This is a genomic window from Streptomyces sp. NPDC002886 (assembly GCF_042888445.1).
Classification (GTDB): domain Bacteria; phylum Actinomycetota; class Actinomycetes; order Streptomycetales; family Streptomycetaceae; genus Streptomyces.
The window spans coordinates 250,157-272,732 of the sequence record NZ_JBIAPV010000005.1; the positions used below are offsets into that span (position 1 = coordinate 250,157).

The following is a 22,576-nucleotide window of genomic DNA, read 5'->3' on the forward strand; positions in this document are numbered from 1 at the left end:
GCCCCCGGGCAGGGGTGAGCGCATCGGGTCTTTCGGCCCGTAATACCCTCGCTGCATGCTCGACGCCCTGACGGTCGCCATCGGCGTGGCCGCACTCGCCCTCGCCGCCTGGTGCGGTTTCGCCGCCTCGCGGGACCAGCCGACCAAGGACTGGCACTTCATCGGCATGGCCGTGGTGACCGTACTGGTCCTGGCCCAGCTGGTGATCGGCCTGGTCCAGCTCGCGCGCGGCGAGAAGCCCGGCCAGGGCACGGTGCTCTTCCTGGCCTACCTGGTGGGTGCCTTCGCGACCATCCCGGCCGCGGGCCTGCTCTCGCTGAGCGAGCGGACCAAGTGGGGTTCGGTGACGGTGGCCGCGGGAGCGGTCGTCCTCGCCGTGCTCGAAGTACGGCTCTACGACATCTGGGGAAACACCGGTGCCTGATACCGACACGGACGCCACGGCCGCCGCCACCCCGCCGGCCGGACGCAAGCGACTGGTGACCGGGCCCGGCGTGCTGCTGGTCTGGTTCTACGGAGTGATCACCGTCGGCGCGGTCTCGCGCTCGATCTACCAGATCTCCACGGAGTTCGACCGGGCTCCGCTCGCGTACTCGCTGTCCGCCGTGGCCGCGTTCGTCTACGCCTTCATCACGTACTCGCTGGTGCGCGGCGGGGAGACGGCCCGCAAGGCGGCGCGGATCTGCTGCGCCGCCGAGCTGACCGGCGTCCTCGTCGTGGGCACCTGGACCCTGGTGCGGCCCGAGGCCTTCCCCGACGCGACCGTGTGGTCGGACTTCGGGATGGGCTACCTGTTCATCCCGGTGATCCTGCCGATCACCGGGATGCTCTGGCTTCGCGCGAAGCGCTAGAACCCGGCCGCTAGGCGCTGACCGCGAAGTCGGTGGCCTCCTTGGCCTCCTTCTCCAGGATCACCAGGCGGACGCCGTCGGACGCGGTGCGCCCACCGACCTGGGTGTAGCCGGCCTTGCGGTAGAGCCGCAGGTTCGACTCGCTCTTGTGGCCGGTGAGCAGCCGGAACCGAGTGGTCGCGTCGTTGCCGGACAGGACCGCCTCGACCGCGCTCAGCAGCCGGGCGCCGAGGCCGTGGCCCTGGAGCCGGGGGTGCACGCAGAGCTTGGCGATCTTGCCGGTGCCCTCCTCGTCGACGGTGCCGCGCACGGCTCCGACGATCTCCTCGCCGAGCCGGGCCACCAGCACGGTGTCCGTGGCCAGCTCGGCCTTGAGGGAGTCCAGGGACTGGGTGAGCGGCTGGATTCGGTAGTTGCCGTACAGCTCGGCCTCGCTCTGGAACGCCAGATACTGCAGTTTGATGATCTGCTCGGCATCCTCGGCAGCTGCCGCCGAAATGGTCACGCTCATGCCCATGTGCGCATGCCTCCCGCTCACCTGGTGGCCTTCTGGTCTACCGCTCCATTCCCCGCGGGGCGGGAGCCGCAACCTCTACGGCCAGCATTCTGCGCAGACATCCCAGGCATCGGGAACGGACGGGCCCCAAACTTCCTTGTGAGATACCCAACTCTCCTGCGATTTCACGGTAGGTGAGGTCCCTGGGCGACAGAAGTGCCCCCATGAGCTCCGGACACCTTCCGGGCAATCGGGCGACCGCCGATCGGAGGGCCCGGTTCGCCTCGCCGTGCAGGAGGGCGTCTTCCGGTTCCGCGCCCGTGCTGGTACGGGTCCCCGCGCCGGGTCCGCCGTGCACCGACTGGCGGTCGTACGGGACTTCGCGCCGGGCCCGGCGCCGCGCCCTCCGGGCCTCCCCGCGCACCGCCCGGCGCAGCCAGTCGGCGGGTTCGGCGGGGATGCGGCGGTGCTCCAGCAGTCTGACCCAGACGGCTTGTTCCACGTCGTCGGCGTCGACCCCGGTGCCGGCGGTCTCGGCGGCGGCCTCGGCCGAGAGCAGCGGGCGGAGCGTTTCGAACAGGTCGGGGAGATCAGCCTTCAACAGGTCCATGCCGGGCGGGACGCGAAGGCCGTGCCGGGCGGTTTCCCCGCCGGGCACGGCCCACTCGTACGAGAAGCTCCGGTGAGGCGTTGACGGCCTGGCCCTAGTCGCCGCGGCCCGGGCGGAAGGCCTCCGCCGCCAGCAGGCCGGTGTCGGGCTGGTCGGTGAAGATGCCGTCGATGCCCTGCTCGAAGTAGGCCTTGAAGGCGCCGAAGGCGTCCCCGTATGCCGTCGGGTCGGCGCCCTTGCGGAAGTCGGCCGGCAGGAAGTTGTTCTCGTTGCGCGCGGTGTAGGGGTGCAGGATCAGCCCCTGGGCGTGGGCGTCCGCGACCAGGGTGGTCGGGGCGCCGAGCTTGCCGGCGGCGTCGCGCGGCAGGATCAGGTCCATGGTCGGCCCGATGCCCTGGGCGAAGCCGGCGATCCACCTCAGCCCCTCGGGCTTGACCAGATCGGCGACCGTCCGCGGGTCCTTGGCCAGCTCGAAGTCCCACGGGCGGGTGCCCGCCGCGGACAGGAGCACCACGCGCGGGGCCGAGACCAGCCGGGAGAGCCGCTGGATGCTGGAGGGTTCGAAGGACTGCAGGAAGAGCGGGGCTCCGCGGCCGTCGCGCCCGTAGCGGCGCAGCAGCTTGGCGAGGGGCTCCTCCAGGCCGAGGCCCAGGCCGCGGAAGTAGCTGGGGTGCTTGGTCTCCACGTGCAGCCACACGCGCTTCCCGCGCCGCCGGCCCTCGCGGTCGGCCCAGCGGAGCACCTCTTCGAAGGTGGGGACGTCCCAGCGGCCGTCGTAGAGGGTGTTGCGCTGCCGCAGGGCGGGGATGCGTTCCTTCGCCCGCAGGGTCTTCAGTTCGGCGAGGGTGAAGTCCTCGGTGAACCAGCCCGTGACCGCGATCCCGTCGATCGTCTTGGTGGTCCTGCGGGAGGCGAAGCCGGGGTGGTCGGCGACGTCCGTGGTGCCGCCGATCTCGTTCTCGTGGCGGCACACCAGGTGGCCGTCCTTGGTGGGCACGAGGTCCTGCTCGACGACGTCGGCGCCGAGGTCGAGCGCGAGCTGGTAGGACCCGAGCGTGTGCTCGGGCCGGTAGCCGCTGGCTCCGCGGTGTCCGATGACCGTCGGCACCGGCAGGTCGCGGTAACCGCCGCCCTGCCCGCCTCCCGAGGCTCCGGGGCCGACCCCCCGGCCGCCCTCCGCCGCCGCGGCCGAACCGCCGCCCGCCGCGAGTGCGCCGAAGGCTCCGCCCGCCGCGACGACGGCCACGCCCAGTACCGCGCGCCGCGCTGCCCCACCCTGCGTCATGAGTGCTCTCCCCCTCGGACAAGGGCCGGGCGTCCCGGGATCTCCGGGGCCTGACGGCCCGAATCCGCGTGCCGATGGTAGGCAAACTCCGGTGGCGGGCGGGGGTGCGCGGGCGGAACACGGCGGAAACGTGCGTCAACACTGCGTATCCACCTCGTGAACCCGATGTGCGATCAGAGGCGACCCGCGAGTATCGTCCTCACCTGCACTACCGCCGCGTGGTGGGTGCGAGAACCTTAGCTTTTCGATGCCGGAGGGCCCACGTTGTTCCGTACGCGCCTGATCAAAGCCACTGTCGGACCCGTCATGCGCCTGATGTTCCGCACCCGCGTCGAGGGCATCGAGAACATTCCGGGCACCGGGCCGGTGATCCTCGCGGGCAACCACCTCACCTTCATCGACTCGATGATCCTGCCGCTGGTGTGCGACCGCACGGTCCACTTCATCGGCAAGGACGAGTACGTGACCGGCAAGGGCATCAAGGGCCGGGCCATGGCCTGGTTCTTCACCGGCGCCGGCATGATCCCGGTGGACCGCGACGGGGCCAACGGCGGCGTCGCCGCCCTGATGACGGGCCGCCGGATCCTCGAAGAGGGCAAGATCTTCGGGATCTACCCCGAGGGCACCCGCTCCCCCGACGGCCGCCTCTACCGGGGCCGCACCGGAATCGCCCGCCTGACCCTGATGACCGGCGCGCCCGTCGTCCCCTTCGCGATGATCGGCACCGACAAGCTGCAGCCCGGCGGCGCCGGCATGCCGCGCCCGGGCCGGGTCACCGTCCGGTTCGGCGAGCCGATGGAGTTCTCCCGCTACGAGGGCATGGACCGCGACCGCTACGTGCTGCGCGCCGTCACCGACTCGGTGATGGCCGAGGTCATGCGGCTCTCCGGCCAGGAGTACGTGGACATGTACGCGACCAAGGCGAAGGCCGCGTAGCTCGAGCAGCTCCCCTACTGGCGTTGCAGTGACCGGCTGACGCCCGCCGCGGTCGTCGTGGCGAGGACCCAGCCGGTCACGATCAGCAGGTACGACAGCCACTGGTACCAGCCGTCCGGTGCGTAGGGCCCCTCCTGGCCGAAGCTGATGATCGGCACCATCAGGTCGAGCGTGTAGAAGACCGGGTTGAATTCCGGCGCCTCCCCCTGCTTCAGCTCGCGCGGCGGGTGGAGCCCGTACGCGAGGCTCCCCGTGATCAGCAGCGCCAGCAGCCAGCCCGCGGCGCGCAGCGGCCGGAACCCGTAGCCCACGGTGCCGTCCTGGAGCAGCCCCCAGAACCTGGCGATCCGGGGCAGCGTGCGGCGGTGGCGCCGCAGTTTGGCGAGCAGGACGGTCCGCGCGGCGGCCTCGTCCCCCGCCGTACGGTAGGCCGTGGCGAGCTGCTCGTAGGCGTACGGGACGTAGCCCGACTCCTCGCGCTCCAGAACGGGCAGGCGCTGCTCGGCGGGAACGTGCGGGCTGAGGGCGCGGTAGGCGAGTCCCGCGATGCGGATCTGCCCCGGCCAGGTCTCTGGCGCGATGTGGAGCATGTCGAACTGGGAGCGGCGCAGGTTCACGCCGCCCTGGATGGTCGGGCAGTTGCGCAGCCACACCTCGCCGGCGACGCAACTGGAGGCGCGCAGCGCGACCCCGCCGGGATTGATGAGGCGGGCGTAGGCGAGGTTGAGCTGGCCCGGTATTCGGGAGCCGGTGAGGTTGACCCGGCCGCGGGCCTCCAGTCGCATGGCGCGCAAGTCGGTGCCGACGTTGAGGATCTCGGCGTGCAGGGCGGTCCCGCCGGGGGCGAGGAGGCGGGCGTCGTCGAAGTTGATCTGACCGCCGACGGTGGCGCCGTTGATGCGGGTCTGGCCGTGGACGGTGAGCTCCATGGCGATGACGTCGGTCCCGATGTCGGCGTGGTTGAACTGGAGGGTCGCCTCTTGGCCCTCCTCGGCCGGGCCCGCGATGCCGATGACCGCCTTGCGGAGGAAGAGTCCGCCAGCTATCCGAGCACCGGCGAGGCGTACCGGCCCCGTGATCCGGCAGCACGACAGCCGGAGCGCGAGGTCGACGCGGAGGGTGTTCGCGGTGAGGCCGGGAAGGGTGGAGTCGTTGGCCACGAAGACCCGCAACTGGGCTCCGTAGAGCAGGGGTTTGCGTTCGAACCAGCAGGCCCGCAGTCGGATCGGGTGCTCCACGACGGCGTACTTGAGGTTCAGCTTGCCGGTGATCCGCGCACCCCGGACGTTGAGTCCGGCGACCTGCCCCTCGGCGGTGGGGCCACCCAGCAGGAGCGCGGTGAGGACCTCGGCGCGCACGGTCCGTTCCGGCCCCCAGTCGGCGCCGCCGGAGCCGGTTTCCCCGGGCTCCTCGAGGAAATCGACGCGCTCCCCGCGGGGGAAGGCGTCCCATACGCGGCGCTCCGCCGGGGTCAAGTCGTTGATCTCCATCGCCGGGATGGTGTCCCGCGCGTCGACGGGCTGTCAACTCCGCGCGGGACACCGCTCCCTGGCGTGGCGTCAGTGCTCGATGCCGTCCTGGAGCTCCTGCCCCTTGAGGAGGAACCAGGCCGCCACCGCGGTGGCCAGCAGGACGGCCGCGCCGACGCCGGAGGCCAGCCGCAGGCCGTCGACGAAGGCTTCCTGGGCGGCGCCGACCATCTGCTGGGCGGTCTGCGGGTCCAGCGACCGGGCCGCTTCGACGGCGCCGCCGAGTGATTCGTGGGCGGCGTCGGCGACGGGTCCGGTGACGGAGGCCGGGGCGGTGAAGCCCTGGTAGACGCCGGTGACGACCGAGCCGAGCAGGGCGATGCCGAGGGCGGCGCCCAGTTCGTAGGCGGTCTCGGAGACGGCCGAGGCGGAACCGGCCTGCTCCTTGGGGACGCTGGAGAGGATCACGTCGGCGGTGACCGTGAAGGAGAAGCCGGCGCCGAGGCCGACGATGAGCAGGGCCGCGCCGAGCAGCGGGTAGCCGGTCTCCTTGTGGATCACGGTCAGCGCGGCCAGCGCGATGCCGATGGCGGCGAGGCCTCCGGTCACGATGACCCGTACCCCGTACTTGCGGGCGTACCTGCCCGCGACCAGGCCGGTGACCACGGCGCCGACGGCGGCGGGCAGTTCGGCGAGGCCCGCTTCGAGCGGGTCGCGGCCCTGGACGAGCTGGAGGAACTGGGAGAGGAAGAAGACCAGTCCGGACAGCCCGAAGACGGTGAGCAGGTCGGCGAGGACCGCGCCGGAGAACCCGCGGTGCTTGAACAGCCGCATGTCGAGGAGCGGGGCCGGCAGCGTGAACTGGCGGCGTACGAAGGTGTAGAGCGCCCCCGCTCCGATGACGGCGGCCACCCAGACCTGCCAGCCCATGCCGTGGGTGGCGACCTGCTTGACGGCGTAGACCACGCCGATGATGCCGACGAGGGAGAGGCCGACGCTGAAGAGGTCCCAGGGACCGGCGACCGGGTTCTTGGACTCGGGCAGCAGCTTGATGCCGACGATGACCAGGACGACCATCACGGGGAGGTTGATGAGGAAGACCGAGCCCCACCAGAAGTGCTGGAGCAGGGCTCCGCCGACCACCGGGCCGACGGCCGCGCCGGCCGAGGCGGTGGCGCCCCAGATGCCGATGGCGAGGCTGCGCTCCTTGGGGTCGTGGAAGATGTTGCGGATCAGCGCGAGGGTGGAGGGCATCAGGGTCGCGCCGGCCACGCCGAGCAGGGCCCGGGCGATGATCATCATCTCGGGGCTGGTGGCGTAGGCGTTGAGGACCGAGACGGCGCCGAAGGCGGTCGCGCCGACGAGGAGGAGCTTCTTGCGGCCTATCCGGTCGCCGAGGGAGCCCATGGAGACGAGCAGGCCGGCGATGACGAAGGAGTAGATGTCGCCGATCCACAGGAGCTGGGTGCCCGAAGGCTTCAGGTCCTCGCTGAGGGCGGGCGTGGCGAGACCGAGTACGGTGGCGTCGACCGCGACCAGCAGGACGGCCAGTACGAGCACGGAGAGCGCGAGCCAGCGCCCGCGGCGACGGCCCTCCGCCCCCTGCGTCCGGGTCAGCTGTTCGGTACGGCTCATTTCTCCACACTCCGTCGTGCGCCACCGAGCAGCAACTCGATGATCATGTACTGAAAGTCCTTGGCCGCGACCCGGCCGTCCATGACGGCCCAGGCGCAGGTGCCGATGAGCCCGTAGAGGGCCTCGGTGAGCCAGGCGGGGCTCAGGTCGATCCGGATGTCGCCCTCGTTCTGGCCGCGCCGGAAGAGGTCGCCGACGCGGGCGTCGAGGCGGGCCCAGCCCTCGTTGACCTGGTCCCCCTCGAAGAGCTGGTTCTCGGTGACGAGGAAGGCCAGCAGCTCGGCGTTGGGCTCCGCCTCGGCGACGAGCCTGCGGAGCGCGTCGATGGCCGTGCCCTCGTCGAGGCGGGCGTTGTCGAAGGACACCTCGAACTCCCGGATGCCGAGTTCTTCGAGTGCCCGTACGAGGGCGTCGCGCCCCGCGAAGTGCCGGTGGAGGGTCGCGCGGCCGATGCCTGCGGCCCTCGCGACCTCGTCCATCGTGGCGGTCGATTTGCGGGAGAGCAGGGCGGCGGCGGCGCGGAGCACCTGATCACGATCCATGGCCATGAGACAACCATAACCCGAATGAGACGTCAGTGTCTCATCGAGGCCCCGCTCACCTGAAAAATGAGGTGCCCCCTCGGGCGCCGGAAGGAAGCATGCCGAGATGAACCCGAAGCCCCTGCTGCTGATCGACGTGGACGGCCCGCTGAACCCGTACGCGGCCAAGCCCCAGCGCCGCCCCGAGGGGTACGCCACACACCGCATGCGGCCGACCGGCTGGACCCGGGCCGAGAACGCGAAGCCGCTGCGGGTCTGGCTGAATCCCGCCCACGGCGAGGAGCTGCTCGCGCTCGCGGAGGCGTACGAGCTCGTCTGGGCGACCACCTGGAAGGGCGAGGCGAACGAGTGGATAGGCCCGCGCCTGGGGCTGCCGGAGCTCCCCTGGATCGACTGGCCCCAGATGCACGGGCGCGCACCGCGCGGGACGTTCTGGAAGACCCAGTACATCCTGGAGTACGCGGGCGAGCGGCCCTTCGCATGGATCGACGACGACATCACGGACATGGACCGCGCCTACGTGGAGCAGCGCCACCCCGCGCACGCGCTGCTGCTGCGGATCGACGAGCGGATCGGGCTGGTCCGCGCCGACTTCGACGCGCTGGCGGACTGGACGCGGTAGCGGACCGCCGCCGGACGGTCACGGCAGCCGTCGGCCGCGCCTGGTCCTCGGCCATGCCGAAGGGGCGGAGGCGGCCGGCCGGCCGCCTCCGCCCCTTCGGGGTACGTCGGTCAGTTCTTGTGCGTGGCCCAGGCGTGCTGGATGACCAGGTCGGCCTTCAGCTCCGTGAGCTGGATCGCGACCGCCGACGGGGCGGTGCCGCCGCGGCCGTTGCGGGAGGCCAGCGCGCCCTTGACGTTGAGGACCGTACGGACCTCCGGCGTCAGGTGCTCCGAGATCTTCGCGAACTGCTCGTCGGTGAGCTCGTCGAGCTCGATGCCGAGGCCCTCGCACTCCTTGACGCACCCGCCGGCCACCTCGTGCGCCACCCGGAACGGCACGCCCTGCTTGACCAGCCACTCCGCGATGTCGGTGGCGAGCGAGAAGCCGGCCGGGGCCAGCTCTTCCATCCGCTCCCGGTTGACCGTGAGGGTGGCCATCATTCCGGTGAAGGCGGGCAGCAGGACTTCGAGGGTGTCGCAGGAGTCGAAGACCGGCTCCTTGTCCTCCTGGAGGTCCCGGTTGTAGGCCAGGGGAAGTGCCTTCAGGGTGGCGAGCAGGCCCGTCAGGTTGCCGATGAGGCGGCCCGACTTGCCCCGCGCCAGCTCGGCGATGTCCGGGTTCTTCTTCTGCGGCATGATCGACGACCCGGTGGAGAAGGCGTCGTGCAGGGTCACGAAGGAGAACTCCTTCGTGTTCCAGATGATGATCTCCTCCGCGATCCGCGACAGGTTGATGCCGATCATCGCGGTGACGAAGGCGAACTCGGCGACGAAGTCGCGCGAGGCCGTGCCGTCGATGGAGTTGCCGACCGAGCCGCGCTCGAAGCCCAGGTCGGCGGCGACCGCCTCCGGGTCCAGGCCGAGCGAGGAGCCCGCCAGGGCGCCCGAGCCGTACGGGGACACCGCGGTCCGGGTGTCCCACTGGCGCAGCCGCTCCGCGTCCCGCGTCAGGGCCTGCACGTGGGCCAGTACGTGGTGGGCGAAGAGCACCGGCTGCGCGTGCTGCAGGTGGGTCCGGCCGGGCATGGCCACGTCGGCGTGGGCCTCGGCGAGGCCGATCAGCGCGTCCTGGAGGTCGGCGACGAGACCGCCGATGATCCGGGCGTGGTCGCGCAGGTACATGCGGAAGAGCGTGGCGATCTGGTCGTTGCGCGACCGGCCGGCGCGCAGCTTGCCGCCGAGGTCGGCGCCGAGCCGCTCCAGAAGGCCCCGCTCCAGTGCGGTGTGGACGTCCTCGTCGGCGATGGTGCCGGTGAAGGAACCGTTCCGCACGTCGACCGCGAGCTGGTCCAGGCCGTCGAGCATGCGGCCGAGCTCGTCGGCCGTGAGCAGGCCCGCCTTGGCGAGCACGCGGGCGTGGGCCTTGGAACCCGCGATGTCGTACGGTGCCAGGCGCCAGTCGAAGTGGACCGACGCGGACAGCTTCGCGAGGGCCTCGGCGGGACCGTCGGCGAACCGGGCGCCCCAGAGCCGGACGTCACCACCGTTGTTGCTGCTCACAGCTACTGCTCCTCAAGAACGTGCATGGCTTCGGATGTGCAACCGCCTCCCCGCCGCGGAGGTAACGGGGAAGCGGTTCGTACTGCGGGTACCCGGGTAACGGGGGTACGAACGGTGTGGATCAGGCGAGGTCGCGGCGGGCCGCGATCTTCGAGGACAGGCCGAAGATCTCGATGAAGCCCTGGGCCTTCGACTGGTCGAAGGTGTCGCCCGAGTCATAGGTCGCGAGGTTGAAGTCGTACAGCGACTCGTCCGACTTCCGGCCGGTGACGACGGCGCGGCCGCCGTGCAGGGTCATCCGGATGTCGCCGCTGACGTGCTGGTTGGCCTCGTTGATGAAACCGTCCAGCGCCCGCTTCAGCGGGGAGAACCACAGGCCGTCGTAGACCATCTCGCCCCAGCGCTGCTCGACCTGCCGCTTGTAGCGGGCGAGCTCGCGTTCGACGGTGACGTTCTCCAGCTCCTGGTGCGCGGTGATCAGCGCGATCGCGCCCGGCGCCTCGTACACCTCGCGGGACTTGATGCCCACGAGCCGGTCCTCGACGATGTCGATCCGGCCGATGCCCTGGGCCCCGGCGCGCTCGTTGAGCTGCTGGATGGCCTGGAGCACGGTGACGGGCTTGCCGTCGATGGCGACCGGGACGCCCTCCTTGAAGGAGATGACGACCTCGTCGGCCTCGCGCGTCAGGGCCGGGTCGGCGGTGTACTCGTAGATGTCCTCGATCGGCGCGTTCCAGATGTCCTCCAGGAAGCCCGTCTCGACGGCGCGTCCGAAGACGTTCTGGTCGATGGAGTACGGGGACTTCTTGGTGGTCGCGATCGGCAGGTCCGCCTTCTCGGCGAAGGCGATGGCCTTGTCGCGGGTCATCGCGTAGTCGCGGACCGGGGCGATGCACGTGAGGTCCGGGCCGAGGGCGGCGATGCCGGCCTCGAAGCGGACCTGGTCGTTGCCCTTGCCGGTGCAGCCGTGGGCGACGGTGGTGGCGCCGTGCTTGCGGGCGGCGGCCACGAGGTGCTTGACGATGGCCGGCCGCGAGAGGGCGGAGACCAGCGGGTAGCGGTCCATGTAGAGGGCGTTCGCCTTGATCGCCGGGAGGCAGTACTCGTCGGCGAACTCGTCCCGGGCGTCGGCGACCTCGGCCTCGACCGCACCGCAGGCGAGCGCCCGCTTGCGGATGACGTCCAGGTCCTCGCCGCCCTGGCCGACGTCCACCGCGACGGCGATGACCTCGGCGCCCGTCTCCTCGGCGATCCAGCCGATGGCGACGGAGGTGTCCAGACCGCCTGAATAGGCGAGTACGACGCGCTCGGCCACGGGGTTCTCCTTACACGGTGCATCCGCCGTCACGTCCAACAGCGGTAGGCATAACTATGCACTGCTCTGCATGTTTCGTCAATCGAGTCCGAGGCCACCTCCACTGACCTGCGGATACATGAGAGGCCGGTTTCCCGGGGCCCGCCTACCATCGGTGGACGATCAGGGGAGGACCCATGGGAGCCAGTGCGCGGCAGGACGCGGAGCGGGGGCGGGCCGCCGCGGCGGCGCTCCTGGACGGGGCCGGTGGCCCGGTCACCGCCCGGCTCGCCGGGACCGGGCCGGAGGCCTGGACCGCCTTCGACGAGGAGGTGCGCGGCCTCACCGCGTTCTCCTGGCGGCCTCCCCGCGGCAGCCGGATCGAAGCCCGGCTCTGCGACCGCGACGGGCGGGTCCGCGAGGCCGCGCTGTCCGAGGAGCGGGACCTCCCGCCGCAGCTCGTCCTGATCCGGTGCACCGACTGGGCCCCGCCGGTGCGCGACCGCGCCCGGCGGGTGCTCGCCGGACTCGTGGCCCGCGACCCGGTCGCCGCCCTGGTCGACCTCAGCCCGCTCATCGTGCGACTGGGCCGGCGCGAGCACGGCGCCTGGGCGGTGGAGCAGCTGGAGGCCGCTCTGAGCGGCCGGCACTCCCCCGTCACCGCGGGATGGCACCCCGGGCGGCCCTTCGCCACGTGGAGCTGGAAGGCACTGACCGGGGAACAGTGCGCCGAGGCCCTGGCCCGCCTGGCCGAACGGGCCGACCTGCCGACCCGGCGGTTCGCCGCCCGGCTGACCGTCGCCGCCGGGGAGAGCGGCGTACGGGACCTCGCGCGGCGGGCATCGAGCGAACTGGATCCGGCCACGGCGCGGCTGTGGACCGACGCGGCGCTGCTCGCCCTGGCCACCGGCGGGCCGGACGACGCGGCGGTCGACGCCCTGCTGGGCGGCCGCCTCCCGATGGTCCGGGCCTCCGGGGTCACCGCCCTGCGCGGGGCCGGCCGGGCGGACGAGGCCGCGCGGCACCTCGCCGACCGCTCCGGGCTCGTACGGGCCTGCGCGCGCTGGCTCCTCTCGCAGGACGGCGGGGATCCCTACGCCTCCTACCTCGCGCTGGTCACGGCCCCCGAGCAGCTCTCCCCGTACGCGGTGACCGGCTTCTCCGAGTGCGCCAAGCGGGCGGACGCACCGCTGCTGCGGAACCTGCTCGACCACCCCGCCGGGTCGGTGCGGGCCGCCGCCGTGGCCGGGCTGCGCCGGCTGGAGTCCGCCACCGACGAGGCGGTCCTGATCCCGCTGCTCGACGACCCGTGGCCGGCCGTCGCCCGGGAGGCCGGGCTCAGCCTGTCCCCGGCGGCCGGCCGGCTGGACCACCGGCACCTCGCCGACCGAATCGGGCCCGACCGTCCCGCACACGTCCGCCGGGCCGCCTTCCGGCTGCTCCGCGTGCGGGGCGGGATCCACGAGCTGCGGGCCGCGGTGGCCCTGACGGACGACCCCGACCCGGGGCTGCGCACGCTGGCACGCGCGCTCGTACGCGGCTGGAACTGGCAAGCCACCCTCCGCTCCGAGGAGGCGGACCGGGCCGAGCTGGCCGAGCTGCTGGGGCGGTCCTCGCACCTCTTCGACGCGTACGAGCTGGGACTGCGCCGCTCCCGGCTCGGTCTCACCGACTGAAATCCCGTGCCCGGACCCGGAAGACGGGGGAGATAATCCGCCCATGGGAAAGCTCTACGATCACATTGACGGCAGGCTCCGCACCTTCATCGAAGAACAGCCGATCTTCTTCACGGCCACCGCCCCGCTCTCGGGTGACGGACACGTCAACCTCTCCCCCAAGGGCCGCGCCGGGACGCTCGTCGTCATCGACGAGACGACCCTGGCCTACCTGGACTTCGGCGGCAGCGGCGCCGAGACCATCGCGCACGTCCGCGAGAACGGCCGCATCACGCTGATGTGGTGCGCCTTCAGCGGGGCGCCGAACATCGTGCGCATCCACGGCGACGGCGAGGCGGTCTTCCGCGACGACCCGTGCTGGGACGGGCTGATCGAGCGGTTCGGCGACGCCGACGGACCTTCGGCGCGCGCCGTGATCCTCGTGCGCACCCGGCGGATCGCCACCGTGTGCGGGTTCGCCGTCCCGCTGATGGACTACCAGGGCGAGCGCACGCTCCACGCGGAGTACTTCGGCCGCAAGACGGACGAGGAGTTCAACGAGTACTGCGAGAAGAAGGAGTTCATCGGGGTGAGCGTCGACGGCCTGCCTGCGCTGCCGCTGCCCCTTCCGCCCCGTACCGTCTGACATGTGCTGCGTACCGCGCTCCTCGCCACCTCACTGATCGTCACCAGCCTGCTGGTGCGGGGCCCCCACGGCGACCCCCCGCTGCCCGCACTGCTCGCCGACACCGGCGGCGGCAGTCAGCTGATCACCGCCGTGGCTCCGGCCCCCGGCTCCACGACCGGGCGCCTGACCTGGTGGGACCGGCGGGCGGGCCGCTGGTACGCGGCGGGGAGCGCGCCCGCCCGGTTCGGCGCGAACGGGCTGACCGAGGGCGCGACCCGGACCCAGGGCACGAACACCACCCCGGCGGGGCTCTACGCGCTCCCCTACGCCTTCGGCATCGCGCACGCGCCGGCCGGTACGGCGTACCGCTACCGGCGGGTGACCGCCGACTCCTGGTGGTGCCAGGACAACGCCTCGGCGAGCTACAACCGCTGGGTGGAACCGCTGCCCGCGGACTGCGCGCCCGGCGAGGCGGAGCACCTGACCACGTACACGAAGCAGTACGCGCACGCGCTGGTCATCGACTTCAACTATGAGCACCCGGTACGGGGCCGGGGCGCGGGCATCTTCCTGCACGTGAACGGCAGGGGCGCGACGGCCGGCTGCGTTTCGGTCCCCGAGGGCGCGATGCGCGCGATGCTGCGGTGGGCGGACCCGCGCAGGCAGCCGCACATCGCGATCGGCACGGAGTCCGGCGAGCTGGCCGTCACCCGGTACTAGCACCGGTACCGGGAGGGGTCCCGGGCCCGGACCCTTCGGCGGACGCGTCGGAGGCCCGGTAGTGGTAGGCGTCCGCCGACCAGTCGTCGTCCCACCAGTCGTCGTCCCACAAGCCGTCGTCATCCGTGTCATCGCCGTCCGTGCCGGCACCGTCGTCGCCGACGGCCCGGTCGATGCCGCGCCACCTGCCGCGGTCATCGAGGCTCCTGAGCAGGTGGAGCCGCTGCCGCTCGTCCAGGCCCTCGACGGCAGGGTGCCGCTCGTCATGGATGCGGTCCCACAGGGGGTCACCGGACTCCGTCCGCGCGCGGACCGCCTTGGCGGCGCCGTCGGCGTACCAGAGCAGACCCAGACCGAGGGCGGTCACGCCCGAGGCGGCCCATTCCAGGACACCGTGCGGGTGGGACACCACCAGCAGTTCGGCCGCGGCGATCCAGCACATCACCAGCAGGACCACGCCCACGCAACCGCAGCAGGCCCGGAAGCTGCCCTCCTTGACGACGGGCAGCCGCGGGCGCACGGGCAGCAGGGCCTCCCGCTCCTCGCGGTGGGCGAAGCGCACGGTCGCGTACTCCGCGTCGTGGCGCTCGATCCAGCCGATCGACACCGGCTCGGGATCATGGCGGCGCAAGGCCTCCAGCAGACCGGCGGGCACCGGGTGGGCGGGTAGCGGGCCGGGGTCGCGGCCCGTCTCCGTCAGGAGCACCGCCCCTGCCGCGTCGATGTCGAGCCGGCCGCCCCGGAGCAGCTCGGCGGCCGCCGCCCCGGACTCCTCGTTCTTCAGTGCGGCGGCGTGGTACGGCTCGAACTCCAGTGTGGCGACCCGCCCGAGGAAGGCGCGCCACAGCCGGGCCCGGCGCCGCCACCGCAGACCGATGGTCCCGTAGACGGCGAGGGCCGCGGCGAACACCGATGCGGCGAGGACGACTTGGAGCACGTCCTGAGGCTACGGCCGCGGGCGCCGGACCCGGGAAGGGTTTTCCCGCGCCAGGGACCGGACGGAGCCGCGAGGGCTCAGCCCTCCTTCTGCGCCAGCCTCAGCAGGTGGTCGGCGAGGGCCTGGCCGCCGGCCGGGTCGCGGCTGATCAGCATCAGGGTGTCGTCGCCCGCGATCGTGCCGAGGATGGCCTGGAGTTCGGCCTGGTCGATCGCGGAGGCGAGGAACTGGGCCGCACCCGGCGGGGTGCGCAGGACCACGAGGTTCGCGGAGGCCTCCGCGGAGATCAGCAGTTCGCCGGAGAGGCGCCGCATGCGCTCCTCCTTCGCCGACTCGCCGAGCGGCGCCTGCGGGGTGCGGAAGCCGCCCTCGCTGGGGACCGCGTAGATCAGCTCGCCGCCGGTGTTGCGGATCTTCACCGCGCCGAGCTCGTCGAGGTCGCGGCTGAGCGTCGCCTGGGTGACGCTCAGCCCGTCGTCGGCGAGCAGCTTGGCCAGCTGGCTCTGGGAGCGGACCGGCTGCCGGTTGAGGATGTCCACGATCCGCCGGTGGCGCGCGGTGCGGGTCTGCGGAACGGACTGGCCGTTCGACTCGTGTTCCTGCGCCTGACTCATCGTCGTCCCATTCCCCGATTGATCATCCGTCCACGTCCGCGGCGGACTTCGCCGCGTCCAGCACGCCGGGCAGGGCCTGGAGGAACGCGTCCGCCTCGGCCTCGGTCAGCACGTACGGAGGCATGAGCCGTACGACGTCGGGGGCGGGCGCGTTGACCAGGAAGCCGGCGTCCTGAGCCGCGCGCTGCACCTGCGGTGCGAGCGGCTCGGTCAGCACGATACCCAGCAGAAGGCCCGCGCCGCGGACGTGCGAGACGAGCGGGTGTGCGAATCCCTCGATTCCGCCCCGCAGACGCTCGCCGCGCTCCTTGACCTGGTCGAGGAGCCCGTCGGCGGCGATGGTGTCGATCACGGCGAGGCCGGCGGCGCACGCGATCGGGTTGCCGCCGAAGGTGGTGCCGTGCTGGCCGGGCTGGAGCAGGTCGGCCACGGGCCCGAAGGCGGCGACGGCGCCGATCGGCAGTCCGCCGCCGAGGCCCTTCGCGAGGGTGACGACGTCGGGCTCCACACCCTCGTGCGCCTGGTGCTCGAACCACTGGCCGCAGCGGCCGATGCCGGTCTGCACCTCGTCGAGGACCAGCAGGGTGCCGGTGGCCCGGGTGATCTCGCGGGCGGCCGTCAGGTAGCCGGCCGGCGGCACGACCACGCCGTTCTCGCCCTGGATCGGCTCGATGATCACGAGCGCGGTCTCTTCGGTGACGGCGGCCCGCAGGGCCTCCACATCGCCGTAGGGAACGTGGGTGACGTCTCCGGGCAGCGGCAGGAACGGAGCCTGCTTCTTGGGCTGGCCGGTGAGGGCCAGGGCGCCCATGGTGCGGCCGTGGAAGCCGCCGTCGGTGGCGACCATGTGGGTCCGCCCGGTCAGCCGGCCGATCTTGAAGGCGGCCTCGACGGCCTCGGCGCCGGAGTTGCAGAAGAAGACCTTGCCGGGGCGGCCGAAGAGCTGGAGCAGCCGCTCGCCGAGCGCGAGGACCGGCTCGGAGGCGTAGAGGTTGGAGACGTGGCCCAGGGTGGAGATCTGCTCGGTCACGGCGGTGACGATGGCCGGGTGCGCGTGGCCGAGGGCGTTGACCGCGATGCCGCCGACGAAGTCGGTGTACTGCTTGCCGTCCGCGTCCCAGACCTGCGCGCCTTCGCCGCGTACGAGCGCCAGCGCGGGGGTGCCGTAGTTGTTGGTCAGCGCGCCCTGCCAGCGGGCGGCGAAGTGCTGGTTGCCGGTGGCCTGGTTGCCGGTCATGCGGGGTCCCCTCCCTGGGTATTGAGTCCCTGGTCGTCGAGCACGACCATCGTGCCGATTCCCTCGTCCGTGAAGATCTCCAGCAGGATCGAGTGCTGGACCCGCCCGTCGATCACCCTGGCGGTGGTCACCCCGTTGCGGACGGCGTGCAGGCAGCCCTCCATCTTGGGGACCATGCCGCTGGACAGCTCGGGCAGCAGCTTCTCCAGCTGGCTCACGGTGAGCCGGCTGATGACCTCGTCGCTGTTGGGCCAGTCCGCGTACAGGCCCTCCACGTCGGTGAGCACCATCAGCGTCTCGGCGCCGAGCGCGGCGGCGAGCGCCGCGGCGGCCGTATCGGCGTTCACGTTGTACACGTGGTGGTCGTCGGCGCTGCGCGCGATGGAGGAGATGACCGGGATCCGGCCGTCCGCCAGCAGCGCCTCGATCGCGCCGGTGTCGATCGCGGTGATCTCGCCGACCCGTCCGATGTCGACGCTCTCGCCGTCGATCTCGGGCAGGTGCTTGGTGGCGGTGATGGTGTGCGCGTCCTCGCCGGTCATGCCGACGGCCAGCGGCCCGTGCTGGTTGAGCAGCCCGACCAGCTCGCGCTGGACCTGCCCGGCCAGGACCATCCGTACGACGTCCATCGCCTCGGGCGTGGTGACGCGCAGACCCGCCTTGAACTCGCTGACCAGGCCCTGCTTGTCGAGCTGGGCGTTGATCTGCGGGCCGCCGCCGTGCACGACGACCGGCTTCAGGCCGGCCTGGCGCAGGAAGACGACGTCCTGGGCGAAGGCGGCCTTGAGGTCCTCGTCGATCATGGCGTTGCCGCCGAACTTGATGACGACGACCTTGCCGTTGTGCCGGGTCAGCCAGGGCAGGGCCTCGATGAGGATCTCGGCCTTGGGCAGGGCGGTGTGCCTGCGTGCGGTGCTCATGAGGAGTACGCGCTGTTCTCGTGGACGTACTCGGCGGTCAGGTCGTTGGCCCAGATGACCGCGGACTCGGAACCGGTGGACAGGTCGGCGGTGATGCGGACCTCGCGGCCCTTCATGCTCACCAGGTCGCGGTCCTCGCCGACCGAGCCGTTCTTGCAGACCCAGACGTCGTTGATGGCGACGTTCAGCCGGTCCGGGTCGAAGGCGGCCTTCGTGGTGCCGATGGCGGACAGGACGCGGCCCCAGTTCGGGTCCTCGCCGTGGATGGCGCACTTGAGCAGGTTGTTGCGGGCGATGGACCGGCCGACCTCGACCGCGTCCTCCTCGGTGGCCGCGCCGATGACCTCGATGCGGATGTCCTTGCTGGCGCCCTCGGCGTCGCCGATCAGCTGGCGCGCCAGGTCGTCGCAGACCGTGCGTACGGCCTCCGCGAACGCCTCGTACGCCGGCACCCGGCCGGACGCGCCGGAGGCGAGCAGCAGCACCGTGTCGTTGGTGGACATGCAGCCGTCGGAGTCGACCCGGTCGAAGGTGGTGCGGGTCGCGGCGCGCAGCGCCTTGTCGAGGGTGGCGCTGTCCAGGTCCGCGTCGGTGGTGAGGACGACGAGCATGGTGGCCAGGCCCGGGGCGAGCATGCCCGCGCCCTTGGCCATGCCGCCGACGGTCCAGCCGTCCTGGGTGACGGTGGCCGTCTTGTGCACGGTGTCGGTGGTCTTGATGGCGATGGCGGCGGCCTCGCCGCCGTCGGCGGAGAGCGCGGCGGCCGCGGTCTCGATGCCCGGGAGGAGCTTGTCCATCGGGAGCAGGACGCCGATCAGGCCGGTGGACGCGACGGCGACCTCGCCGGCGTTGACGTCGTTCCCGAGACCCTGCTGGTTCAGGACGGCCGCGACCTTCTCGGCGGTGGCGTGGGTGTCCTGGAACCCCTTGGGGCCGGTGCACGCGTTGGCGCCGCCGGAGTTGAGGACCACCGCGCTGACGGCGGCGCCGCGCAGGACCTGCTCGGACCAGTGGACGGGCGCGGCCTTGACCCGGTTGGAGGTGAAGACGCCCGCCGCGGCCAGGCGCGGCCCGGTGTTGACCACGAGGGCCAGGTCGGGATTGCCGTTCGCCTTGATTCCGGCGGCGATGCCCGCCGCCGTGAACCCCTGTGCTGCCGTGACGCTCACTGCATCTCCTCGTTCGCTTCTCCGCCCGAGCAGCGCGCCCCTGCGGCCATCGTCGTCGTCTGCAGCCCGGTGGCTGCTCGTGCGTCGCTCACGGTGCGACTCCGATCGTGGAAAGACCCAGCGCCTCGGGGAGGCCGAGGGCGATGTTCATGCTCTGGACCGCGCCGCCGGCGGTGCCCTTGGTCAGGTTGTCGATGGCGCTGATCGCGATGATCCGCTGCGCGGCCTCGTCGTACGCGACCTGGATCTGAACGGCGTTGGAACCGTAGACGGACGCCGTCGCCGGCCACTGCCCCTCGGGCAGCAGGTGGACGAAGGGCTCGTCCGCGTAGGCCTTCTCGTACGCGGCGCGGACCGCGTCGGCCGTGGTGCCCGGCAGCGCCTTGGCGCTGCAGGTGGCCAGGATGCCGCGCGGCATCGGCGCCAGCGTGGGCGTGAAGGAGACGGAGACCCGCTGCCCGGCGACGGGGCTGAGGTTCTGCACCATCTCGGGGGTGTGGCGGTGGCCGCCGCCCACCCCGTACGGGCTCATGGAGCCCATGACCTCGGAGCCGAGCAGGTGCGGCTTGAGGGCCTTGCCGGCGCCGGAGGTGCCGGTGGCGGCGACGATCACGGCCTCGGGCTCGGCGAGCTGCGCGGCGTAGGCCGGGAACAGCGCGAGCGAGACGGCGGTCGGGTAGCAGCCGGGAACGGCGATGCGCTTGGAGCCGGCCAGCGCGGCGCGGGCGCCGGGCAGCTCGGGGAGGCCGTAGGGCCAGGTCCCGGCGTGCGGGGCGCCGTAGAACGTGTCCCAGTCGGCGGAATCCTGGAGCCGGTGGTCGGCGCCCATGTCGACGACGAGGACCTCCTCGCCCAGCTGGGCGGCCACGGCGGCGGACTGGCCGTGCGGCAGGGCCAGGAAGACGACATCATGACCGGAGAGCACCTCGGGCGTGGTCGCCTCCAGAACGCGTCCGGCCAGCGGCACCAGGTGCGGCTGGAGCGCACCGAGCGGCTGCCCGGCGTTGGAGTTCGCGGTCAGCGCGCCGATCTCCACCTCGGGGTGCGCCAGCAGCAGGCGCAGCACTTCACCGCCCGCGTATCCGCTCGCACCGGCCACCGCTACACGTACCACCATCGGACCCTCCTCCTTGATGGCATGACTATACGTACGACCGCACGTTTATGCAAAGCAGTCATCCGGCCCCGCTCCCCCAGTGTTACTCCCTTGAACGCCCGATGATCACGGGTTACGTTCCCCGGGCACATATCGGGGGATCACAGCAGGTGGGGGACATGAACGAAGGCTCCGGGACGATCACGACGCGCGCGGCGATAGGCCAGGCCATCACGGCCGTGGTCCTGATCGGAGGCATGGGAATCGGCCTCTGGGTGGTCGGACAGTCGGTGGATGCGAGCGCCGAGCCGAAGCCCGTCACCTGCTCGCACGAGCATGCCGGGAAGACGCCGGAGAAGCCGCCCGCGCACGAGGCGGGGCGCGTCTCCGGGGCCCAGCTGTGCGAGGCGCTGCACCGTCCCGATCTCGCCGCCCTGCTGGGTACTCCGGGGGAGGTCGTGAAGAACGCGAACGGCGGTGACGGCACCTCCAAGTCCGCCGGCGACGACAAGGAGATCCACACCCCCACGGGCCAGATCGAGCTCGAGACCTACACGGTGCACCTGAGGGCCTCCTACGACCGGCTGACGGTCGCCACCGTGGCCGACCTCCTGGGGGACGGCACGGGGCCGCGGACGGTGCTGGGCCGCCCGGCCGCCTTCTACTCGGACCGCACGCTCAGCATCAGCTTCCGCCTGGACGGCAGCGATACGAGCAGCCGCCCCGGCGTTCCGACCCGCGGCCTCGTGGTGGCCATGGACCCGGCGGACGGCGGCGGCTCCTACGAGCTGAACCTGTGGCGCTCGGACGGCCTGGTGCCCGACGACGCGGTCGTGCTGCGGGTCGCCGAGCGGATCCTGCCGACGATCCCGGGGTTCGCCCCGGCCGGGTGAGGGTCCGCCACGGGGTCAGCGGGCTCCCGCGGCGCGGGCTCGGCGGGTCCGGGTCAGCGGCTACGGATCAGCGGCTACGGGGCTGGTTGAAGCGGAGCATGTTGCCGGCCGGGTCGCGGAAGGCGCAGTCGCGGACCCCGTACGGCTGGTCGGCGGGCTCCTGGAGCACCTCCGCGCCGGTGGCCCGGATGCGCTCGAAGGTGGCGTCCACATCGTCCGTCGCGAAGATCACCCCGCGGAGCACGCCCTTGGCCAGCAGTTCCGCCATCGTCTGCCGGTCGGCCGGCGATGCCCCGGGGTCGGCGAGCGGCGGTTCGAGGACGATCTCCACGTCGGGCTGCTCGGGCGAGCCGACGGTCACCCAGCGCATCCCCTCGAAGGCGACGTCATTGCGCACTTCCATGCCGAGGGCGTCGCGGTAGAAGGCCAGCGCCTTGTCGTGGTCGTCGACGGCGATGAAGCACTGCGCGAGCTTGATGGTCATGTCCCGACGCTACGATGCGGCCGCGGATCCCGCTCCCCCGCCGCCGGCGGGCCTGCGGACGGGCCGGGTGAGGAGCTTGGCGACACACGCCGGGATGGCGGCGCCCGCCTCGTGCGGCCGGGCCCGGTAGGCGCTGGGGGTCTCGCCGACCAGCTCCGTGAAGCGCGAGCTGAACGATCCCAGCGAGGTGCATCCGACCGCGAAGCAGACCTCGGTCACGCTCAGGTCGCCCCGGCGCAGCAGCGCCTTCGCCCGCTCGACGCGGCGGGTCATCAGATAGCTGTACGGGGTCTCCCCGAAGGCGGCCCGGAAGCTGCGGGAGAAGTGCCCGGGCGACATGAGGGCGACGGATGCCAGCGCCGGCACGTCCAGCGGCTCGGCGTAGTCGCGGTCCATCAGGTCCCGGGCCCGCCGCAGCCGCACCAGGTCCTCGATCGTCACGCGCACCAGCATCTCACGCGCGGTGCGGACCGACCGGGCTCCGGCCGGGGCGCGGGAGGGGCCCGGCCGGGGCCGCTACTTCTTGGCCTTGTCGGCCTTCTCGGCCTTCTCCGCCTGCATCTGCTTGATGCGGACGGTCTCCTTGCGGACGTCGGCCTGGGTGGCGCGCTCCTTCGCGAGCCACTCCGGCATTTCCTGCTTCAGGGCCTCGATCTGCTCCGTGGTGAGCGCCTCGGTGACACCGCCGCGCGCCAGACCGGCGATGGAGACGCCGAGCTTCCCCGCGACCACCGGACGGGGGTGCGGGCCGTTGTTCCGGAGGTCCTGCAGCCACTGGGGCGGCTCGGCCTGGAGGGCGGCGAGCTCGGTGCGCGAGACGACACCCTCCTGGAACTCTGCGGGGGTGGCCTCGAGGTACACACCCAGCTTCTTCGCCGCAGTGGCGGGCTTCATGGTCTGGGTGGTCTGGTGCGACGTCATGGGGTCCAGGGTATCGAGCAT

25 protein-coding genes are annotated in these 22,576 nt (G+C 72.0%); 8 read left to right on the forward strand and 17 right to left on the reverse strand.

Annotated elements, in window-relative coordinates; all coding sequences use genetic code 11:
* Positions 1-55: 55 nt before the first annotated feature.
* Both ACFYYB_RS24665 and ACFYYB_RS24670 read left to right on the forward strand, forming a co-directional pair.
* Positions 56-424, forward strand: a complete 369-nt coding sequence (locus ACFYYB_RS24665) for a hypothetical protein (RefSeq protein WP_389437424.1) — start codon at positions 56-58, stop codon at positions 422-424.
* On the forward strand, positions 417-851 hold the full coding sequence (locus ACFYYB_RS24670) for a hypothetical protein (protein WP_389437427.1): 435 nt from the start codon (positions 417-419) through the stop codon (positions 849-851). The genes ACFYYB_RS24665 and ACFYYB_RS24670 overlap by 8 nt, the downstream gene beginning before the upstream one ends.
* Positions 852-861: 10 nt before the next feature.
* On the opposite strand, the gene ACFYYB_RS24675 is transcribed toward ACFYYB_RS24670, so the two are convergent.
* From ACFYYB_RS24675 to ACFYYB_RS24685, 3 genes are all read right to left on the reverse strand, one after another.
* On the reverse strand, positions 862-1,368 hold the full coding sequence (locus tag ACFYYB_RS24675; RefSeq protein WP_389437893.1) for a GNAT family N-acetyltransferase: 507 nt from the start codon (positions 1,366-1,368) through the stop codon (positions 862-864).
* Positions 1,369-1,405: 37 nt separating this feature from the next.
* Positions 1,406-1,957 (reverse strand): sigma-70 family RNA polymerase sigma factor, encoded by a 552-nt coding sequence (locus ACFYYB_RS24680; RefSeq protein ID WP_389437430.1) that lies wholly within the window; start codon positions 1,955-1,957, stop codon positions 1,406-1,408.
* 94 nt (positions 1,958-2,051) lie between these two features.
* On the reverse strand, positions 2,052-3,242 hold the full coding sequence (locus ACFYYB_RS24685; protein WP_389437431.1) for a glycerophosphodiester phosphodiesterase: 1,191 nt from the start codon (positions 3,240-3,242) through the stop codon (positions 2,052-2,054).
* Positions 3,243-3,548: 306 nt separating this feature from the next.
* On the opposite strand from ACFYYB_RS24685, the gene ACFYYB_RS24690 reads away from it, so the two are divergent.
* Positions 3,549-4,178: a 1-acyl-sn-glycerol-3-phosphate acyltransferase gene (locus ACFYYB_RS24690; RefSeq protein WP_112453204.1), complete on the forward strand. Its 630-nt coding sequence runs from the start codon at positions 3,549-3,551 to the stop codon at positions 4,176-4,178.
* 14 nt (positions 4,179-4,192) lie between these two features.
* Here ACFYYB_RS24690 and ACFYYB_RS24695 read toward each other — a convergent pair whose 3' ends face one another.
* From ACFYYB_RS24695 to ACFYYB_RS24705, 3 genes are all read right to left on the reverse strand, one after another.
* Positions 4,193-5,668, reverse strand: a complete 1,476-nt coding sequence (locus ACFYYB_RS24695) for a membrane-associated oxidoreductase (protein ID WP_389437432.1) — start codon at positions 5,666-5,668, stop codon at positions 4,193-4,195.
* A 69-nt stretch (positions 5,669-5,737) separates the two neighbouring features.
* The gene (locus tag ACFYYB_RS24700; protein ID WP_389437433.1) at positions 5,738-7,282 is read right to left on the reverse strand and encodes an MFS transporter; all 1,545 of its coding nucleotides are present in this window, start codon (positions 7,280-7,282) and stop codon (positions 5,738-5,740) included.
* On the reverse strand, positions 7,279-7,830 hold the full coding sequence (locus ACFYYB_RS24705; RefSeq protein WP_389437434.1) for a TetR/AcrR family transcriptional regulator: 552 nt from the start codon (positions 7,828-7,830) through the stop codon (positions 7,279-7,281). The genes ACFYYB_RS24700 and ACFYYB_RS24705 overlap by 4 nt, the downstream gene beginning before the upstream one ends.
* A 100-nt stretch (positions 7,831-7,930) precedes the next feature.
* On the opposite strand from ACFYYB_RS24705, the gene ACFYYB_RS24710 reads away from it, so the two are divergent.
* Positions 7,931-8,446: an HAD domain-containing protein gene (locus tag ACFYYB_RS24710; protein WP_389437435.1), complete on the forward strand. Its 516-nt coding sequence runs from the start codon at positions 7,931-7,933 to the stop codon at positions 8,444-8,446.
* 110 nt (positions 8,447-8,556) lie between these two features.
* On the opposite strand, the gene argH is transcribed toward ACFYYB_RS24710, so the two are convergent.
* Together argH and ACFYYB_RS24720 are read right to left on the reverse strand one after the other, a co-directional pair.
* Entirely contained in the window at positions 8,557-9,987 is a 1,431-nt protein-coding gene (gene argH / locus ACFYYB_RS24715; RefSeq protein WP_389437436.1) for an argininosuccinate lyase, read from the reverse strand.
* A gap of 121 nt (positions 9,988-10,108) precedes the next feature.
* Positions 10,109-11,302: an argininosuccinate synthase gene (locus ACFYYB_RS24720; protein ID WP_389437437.1), complete on the reverse strand. Its 1,194-nt coding sequence runs from the start codon at positions 11,300-11,302 to the stop codon at positions 10,109-10,111.
* 176 nt (positions 11,303-11,478) lie between these two features.
* Between ACFYYB_RS24720 and ACFYYB_RS24725 the strand changes: the two genes are divergently transcribed.
* The 3 genes from ACFYYB_RS24725 to ACFYYB_RS24735 are packed head-to-tail and all read left to right on the forward strand — an operon-like array spanning position 11,479 to position 14,284.
* A complete protein-coding gene (locus ACFYYB_RS24725) occupies positions 11,479-12,957 on the forward strand; it encodes a hypothetical protein (protein WP_389437439.1) in 1,479 nt (492 codons plus the stop codon).
* A gap of 43 nt (positions 12,958-13,000) precedes the next feature.
* Positions 13,001-13,582 carry a pyridoxamine 5'-phosphate oxidase family protein gene (locus ACFYYB_RS24730; protein WP_389437441.1) on the forward strand — a complete coding sequence of 194 codons (582 nt, stop codon included), beginning with the start codon at positions 13,001-13,003 and terminating at the stop codon, positions 13,580-13,582.
* A 6-nt stretch (positions 13,583-13,588) separates the two neighbouring features.
* Positions 13,589-14,284: a L,D-transpeptidase gene (locus tag ACFYYB_RS24735; protein WP_389437894.1), complete on the forward strand. Its 696-nt coding sequence runs from the start codon at positions 13,589-13,591 to the stop codon at positions 14,282-14,284.
* Here the strand turns inward: ACFYYB_RS24735 and ACFYYB_RS24740 are convergent.
* The 6 genes from ACFYYB_RS24740 to argC all read right to left on the reverse strand — a co-directional run bounded on the left by ACFYYB_RS24740 (position 14,271) and on the right by argC (position 20,278).
* Positions 14,271-15,221, reverse strand: coding sequence for a hypothetical protein (locus tag ACFYYB_RS24740; RefSeq protein ID WP_389437442.1), 951 nt, complete (start codon positions 15,219-15,221; stop codon positions 14,271-14,273). The genes ACFYYB_RS24735 and ACFYYB_RS24740 overlap by 14 nt on opposite strands.
* Before the next feature lie 77 nt (positions 15,222-15,298).
* Positions 15,299-15,835: an arginine repressor gene (locus tag ACFYYB_RS24745; RefSeq protein ID WP_327307631.1), complete on the reverse strand. Its 537-nt coding sequence runs from the start codon at positions 15,833-15,835 to the stop codon at positions 15,299-15,301.
* A gap of 22 nt (positions 15,836-15,857) precedes the next feature.
* Complete coding sequence (locus ACFYYB_RS24750; RefSeq protein ID WP_389437447.1) at positions 15,858-17,072, reverse strand: acetylornithine transaminase; 1,215 nt, start codon at positions 17,070-17,072, stop codon at positions 15,858-15,860.
* Positions 17,069-17,992 (reverse strand): acetylglutamate kinase, encoded by a 924-nt coding sequence (gene argB / locus ACFYYB_RS24755; protein WP_389437450.1) that lies wholly within the window; start codon positions 17,990-17,992, stop codon positions 17,069-17,071. Before argB ends, ACFYYB_RS24750 begins: the two co-directional genes overlap by 4 nt.
* Positions 17,989-19,161: a bifunctional glutamate N-acetyltransferase/amino-acid acetyltransferase ArgJ gene (argJ, locus tag ACFYYB_RS24760; protein ID WP_389437453.1), complete on the reverse strand. Its 1,173-nt coding sequence runs from the start codon at positions 19,159-19,161 to the stop codon at positions 17,989-17,991. The genes argB and argJ overlap by 4 nt, the downstream gene beginning before the upstream one ends.
* A gap of 88 nt (positions 19,162-19,249) precedes the next feature.
* Positions 19,250-20,278 carry an N-acetyl-gamma-glutamyl-phosphate reductase gene (gene argC / locus ACFYYB_RS24765; protein WP_327307627.1) on the reverse strand — a complete coding sequence of 343 codons (1,029 nt, stop codon included), beginning with the start codon at positions 20,276-20,278 and terminating at the stop codon, positions 19,250-19,252.
* 158 nt (positions 20,279-20,436) lie between these two features.
* Between argC and ACFYYB_RS24770 the strand changes: the two genes are divergently transcribed.
* Positions 20,437-21,150, forward strand: coding sequence for a DUF6215 domain-containing protein (locus ACFYYB_RS24770; RefSeq protein WP_389437458.1), 714 nt, complete (start codon positions 20,437-20,439; stop codon positions 21,148-21,150).
* A 67-nt stretch (positions 21,151-21,217) separates the two neighbouring features.
* Here ACFYYB_RS24770 and ACFYYB_RS24775 read toward each other — a convergent pair whose 3' ends face one another.
* From ACFYYB_RS24775 to ACFYYB_RS24785, 3 genes are all read right to left on the reverse strand, one after another.
* Positions 21,218-21,634 (reverse strand): VOC family protein, encoded by a 417-nt coding sequence (locus ACFYYB_RS24775; RefSeq protein WP_389437461.1) that lies wholly within the window; start codon positions 21,632-21,634, stop codon positions 21,218-21,220.
* A 9-nt stretch (positions 21,635-21,643) separates the two neighbouring features.
* Complete coding sequence (locus ACFYYB_RS24780; protein WP_389437464.1) at positions 21,644-22,075, reverse strand: helix-turn-helix domain-containing protein; 432 nt, start codon at positions 22,073-22,075, stop codon at positions 21,644-21,646.
* Between the two features lie 75 nt (positions 22,076-22,150).
* Entirely contained in the window at positions 22,151-22,576 is a 426-nt protein-coding gene (locus ACFYYB_RS24785) for a DUF5997 family protein (protein WP_389437467.1), read from the reverse strand.

Excerpts from the sequence above, each read along its gene's own strand:
- ACFYYB_RS24675 (WP_389437893.1), bottom strand. The coding sequence starts at position 1,368 with ATGGGCATGAGCGTGACCATTTCGGCGGCAGCTGCCGAGGATGCCGAG.
- ACFYYB_RS24770 (WP_389437458.1), top strand. The coding sequence starts at position 20,437 with ATGAACGAAGGCTCCGGGACGATCACGACGCGCGCGGCGATAGGCCAG.
- ACFYYB_RS24700 (WP_389437433.1), bottom strand. The coding sequence starts at position 7,282 with ATGAGCCGTACCGAACAGCTGACCCGGACGCAGGGGGCGGAGGGCCGT.
- ACFYYB_RS24695 (WP_389437432.1), bottom strand. The coding sequence starts at position 5,668 with ATGGAGATCAACGACTTGACCCCGGCGGAGCGCCGCGTATGGGACGCC.
- argB (WP_389437450.1), bottom strand. The coding sequence starts at position 17,992 with ATGAGCACCGCACGCAGGCACACCGCCCTGCCCAAGGCCGAGATCCTC.
- ACFYYB_RS24730 (WP_389437441.1), top strand. The coding sequence starts at position 13,001 with ATGGGAAAGCTCTACGATCACATTGACGGCAGGCTCCGCACCTTCATC.
- ACFYYB_RS24785 (WP_389437467.1), bottom strand. The coding sequence starts at position 22,576 with ATGCTCGATACCCTGGACCCCATGACGTCGCACCAGACCACCCAGACC.
- ACFYYB_RS24725 (WP_389437439.1), top strand. The coding sequence starts at position 11,479 with ATGGGAGCCAGTGCGCGGCAGGACGCGGAGCGGGGGCGGGCCGCCGCG.
- ACFYYB_RS24665 (WP_389437424.1), top strand. The coding sequence starts at position 56 with ATGCTCGACGCCCTGACGGTCGCCATCGGCGTGGCCGCACTCGCCCTC.
- ACFYYB_RS24745 (WP_327307631.1), bottom strand. The coding sequence starts at position 15,835 with ATGAGTCAGGCGCAGGAACACGAGTCGAACGGCCAGTCCGTTCCGCAG.
- ACFYYB_RS24705 (WP_389437434.1), bottom strand. The coding sequence starts at position 7,830 with ATGGCCATGGATCGTGATCAGGTGCTCCGCGCCGCCGCCGCCCTGCTC.
- ACFYYB_RS24680 (WP_389437430.1), bottom strand. The coding sequence starts at position 1,957 with ATGGACCTGTTGAAGGCTGATCTCCCCGACCTGTTCGAAACGCTCCGC.
- ACFYYB_RS24710 (WP_389437435.1), top strand. The coding sequence starts at position 7,931 with ATGAACCCGAAGCCCCTGCTGCTGATCGACGTGGACGGCCCGCTGAAC.
- ACFYYB_RS24750 (WP_389437447.1), bottom strand. The coding sequence starts at position 17,072 with ATGACCGGCAACCAGGCCACCGGCAACCAGCACTTCGCCGCCCGCTGG.
- ACFYYB_RS24775 (WP_389437461.1), bottom strand. The coding sequence starts at position 21,634 with ATGACCATCAAGCTCGCGCAGTGCTTCATCGCCGTCGACGACCACGAC.
- ACFYYB_RS24685 (WP_389437431.1), bottom strand. The coding sequence starts at position 3,242 with ATGACGCAGGGTGGGGCAGCGCGGCGCGCGGTACTGGGCGTGGCCGTC.
- ACFYYB_RS24690 (WP_112453204.1), top strand. The coding sequence starts at position 3,549 with ATGCGCCTGATGTTCCGCACCCGCGTCGAGGGCATCGAGAACATTCCG.
- argC (WP_327307627.1), bottom strand. The coding sequence starts at position 20,278 with ATGGTGGTACGTGTAGCGGTGGCCGGTGCGAGCGGATACGCGGGCGGT.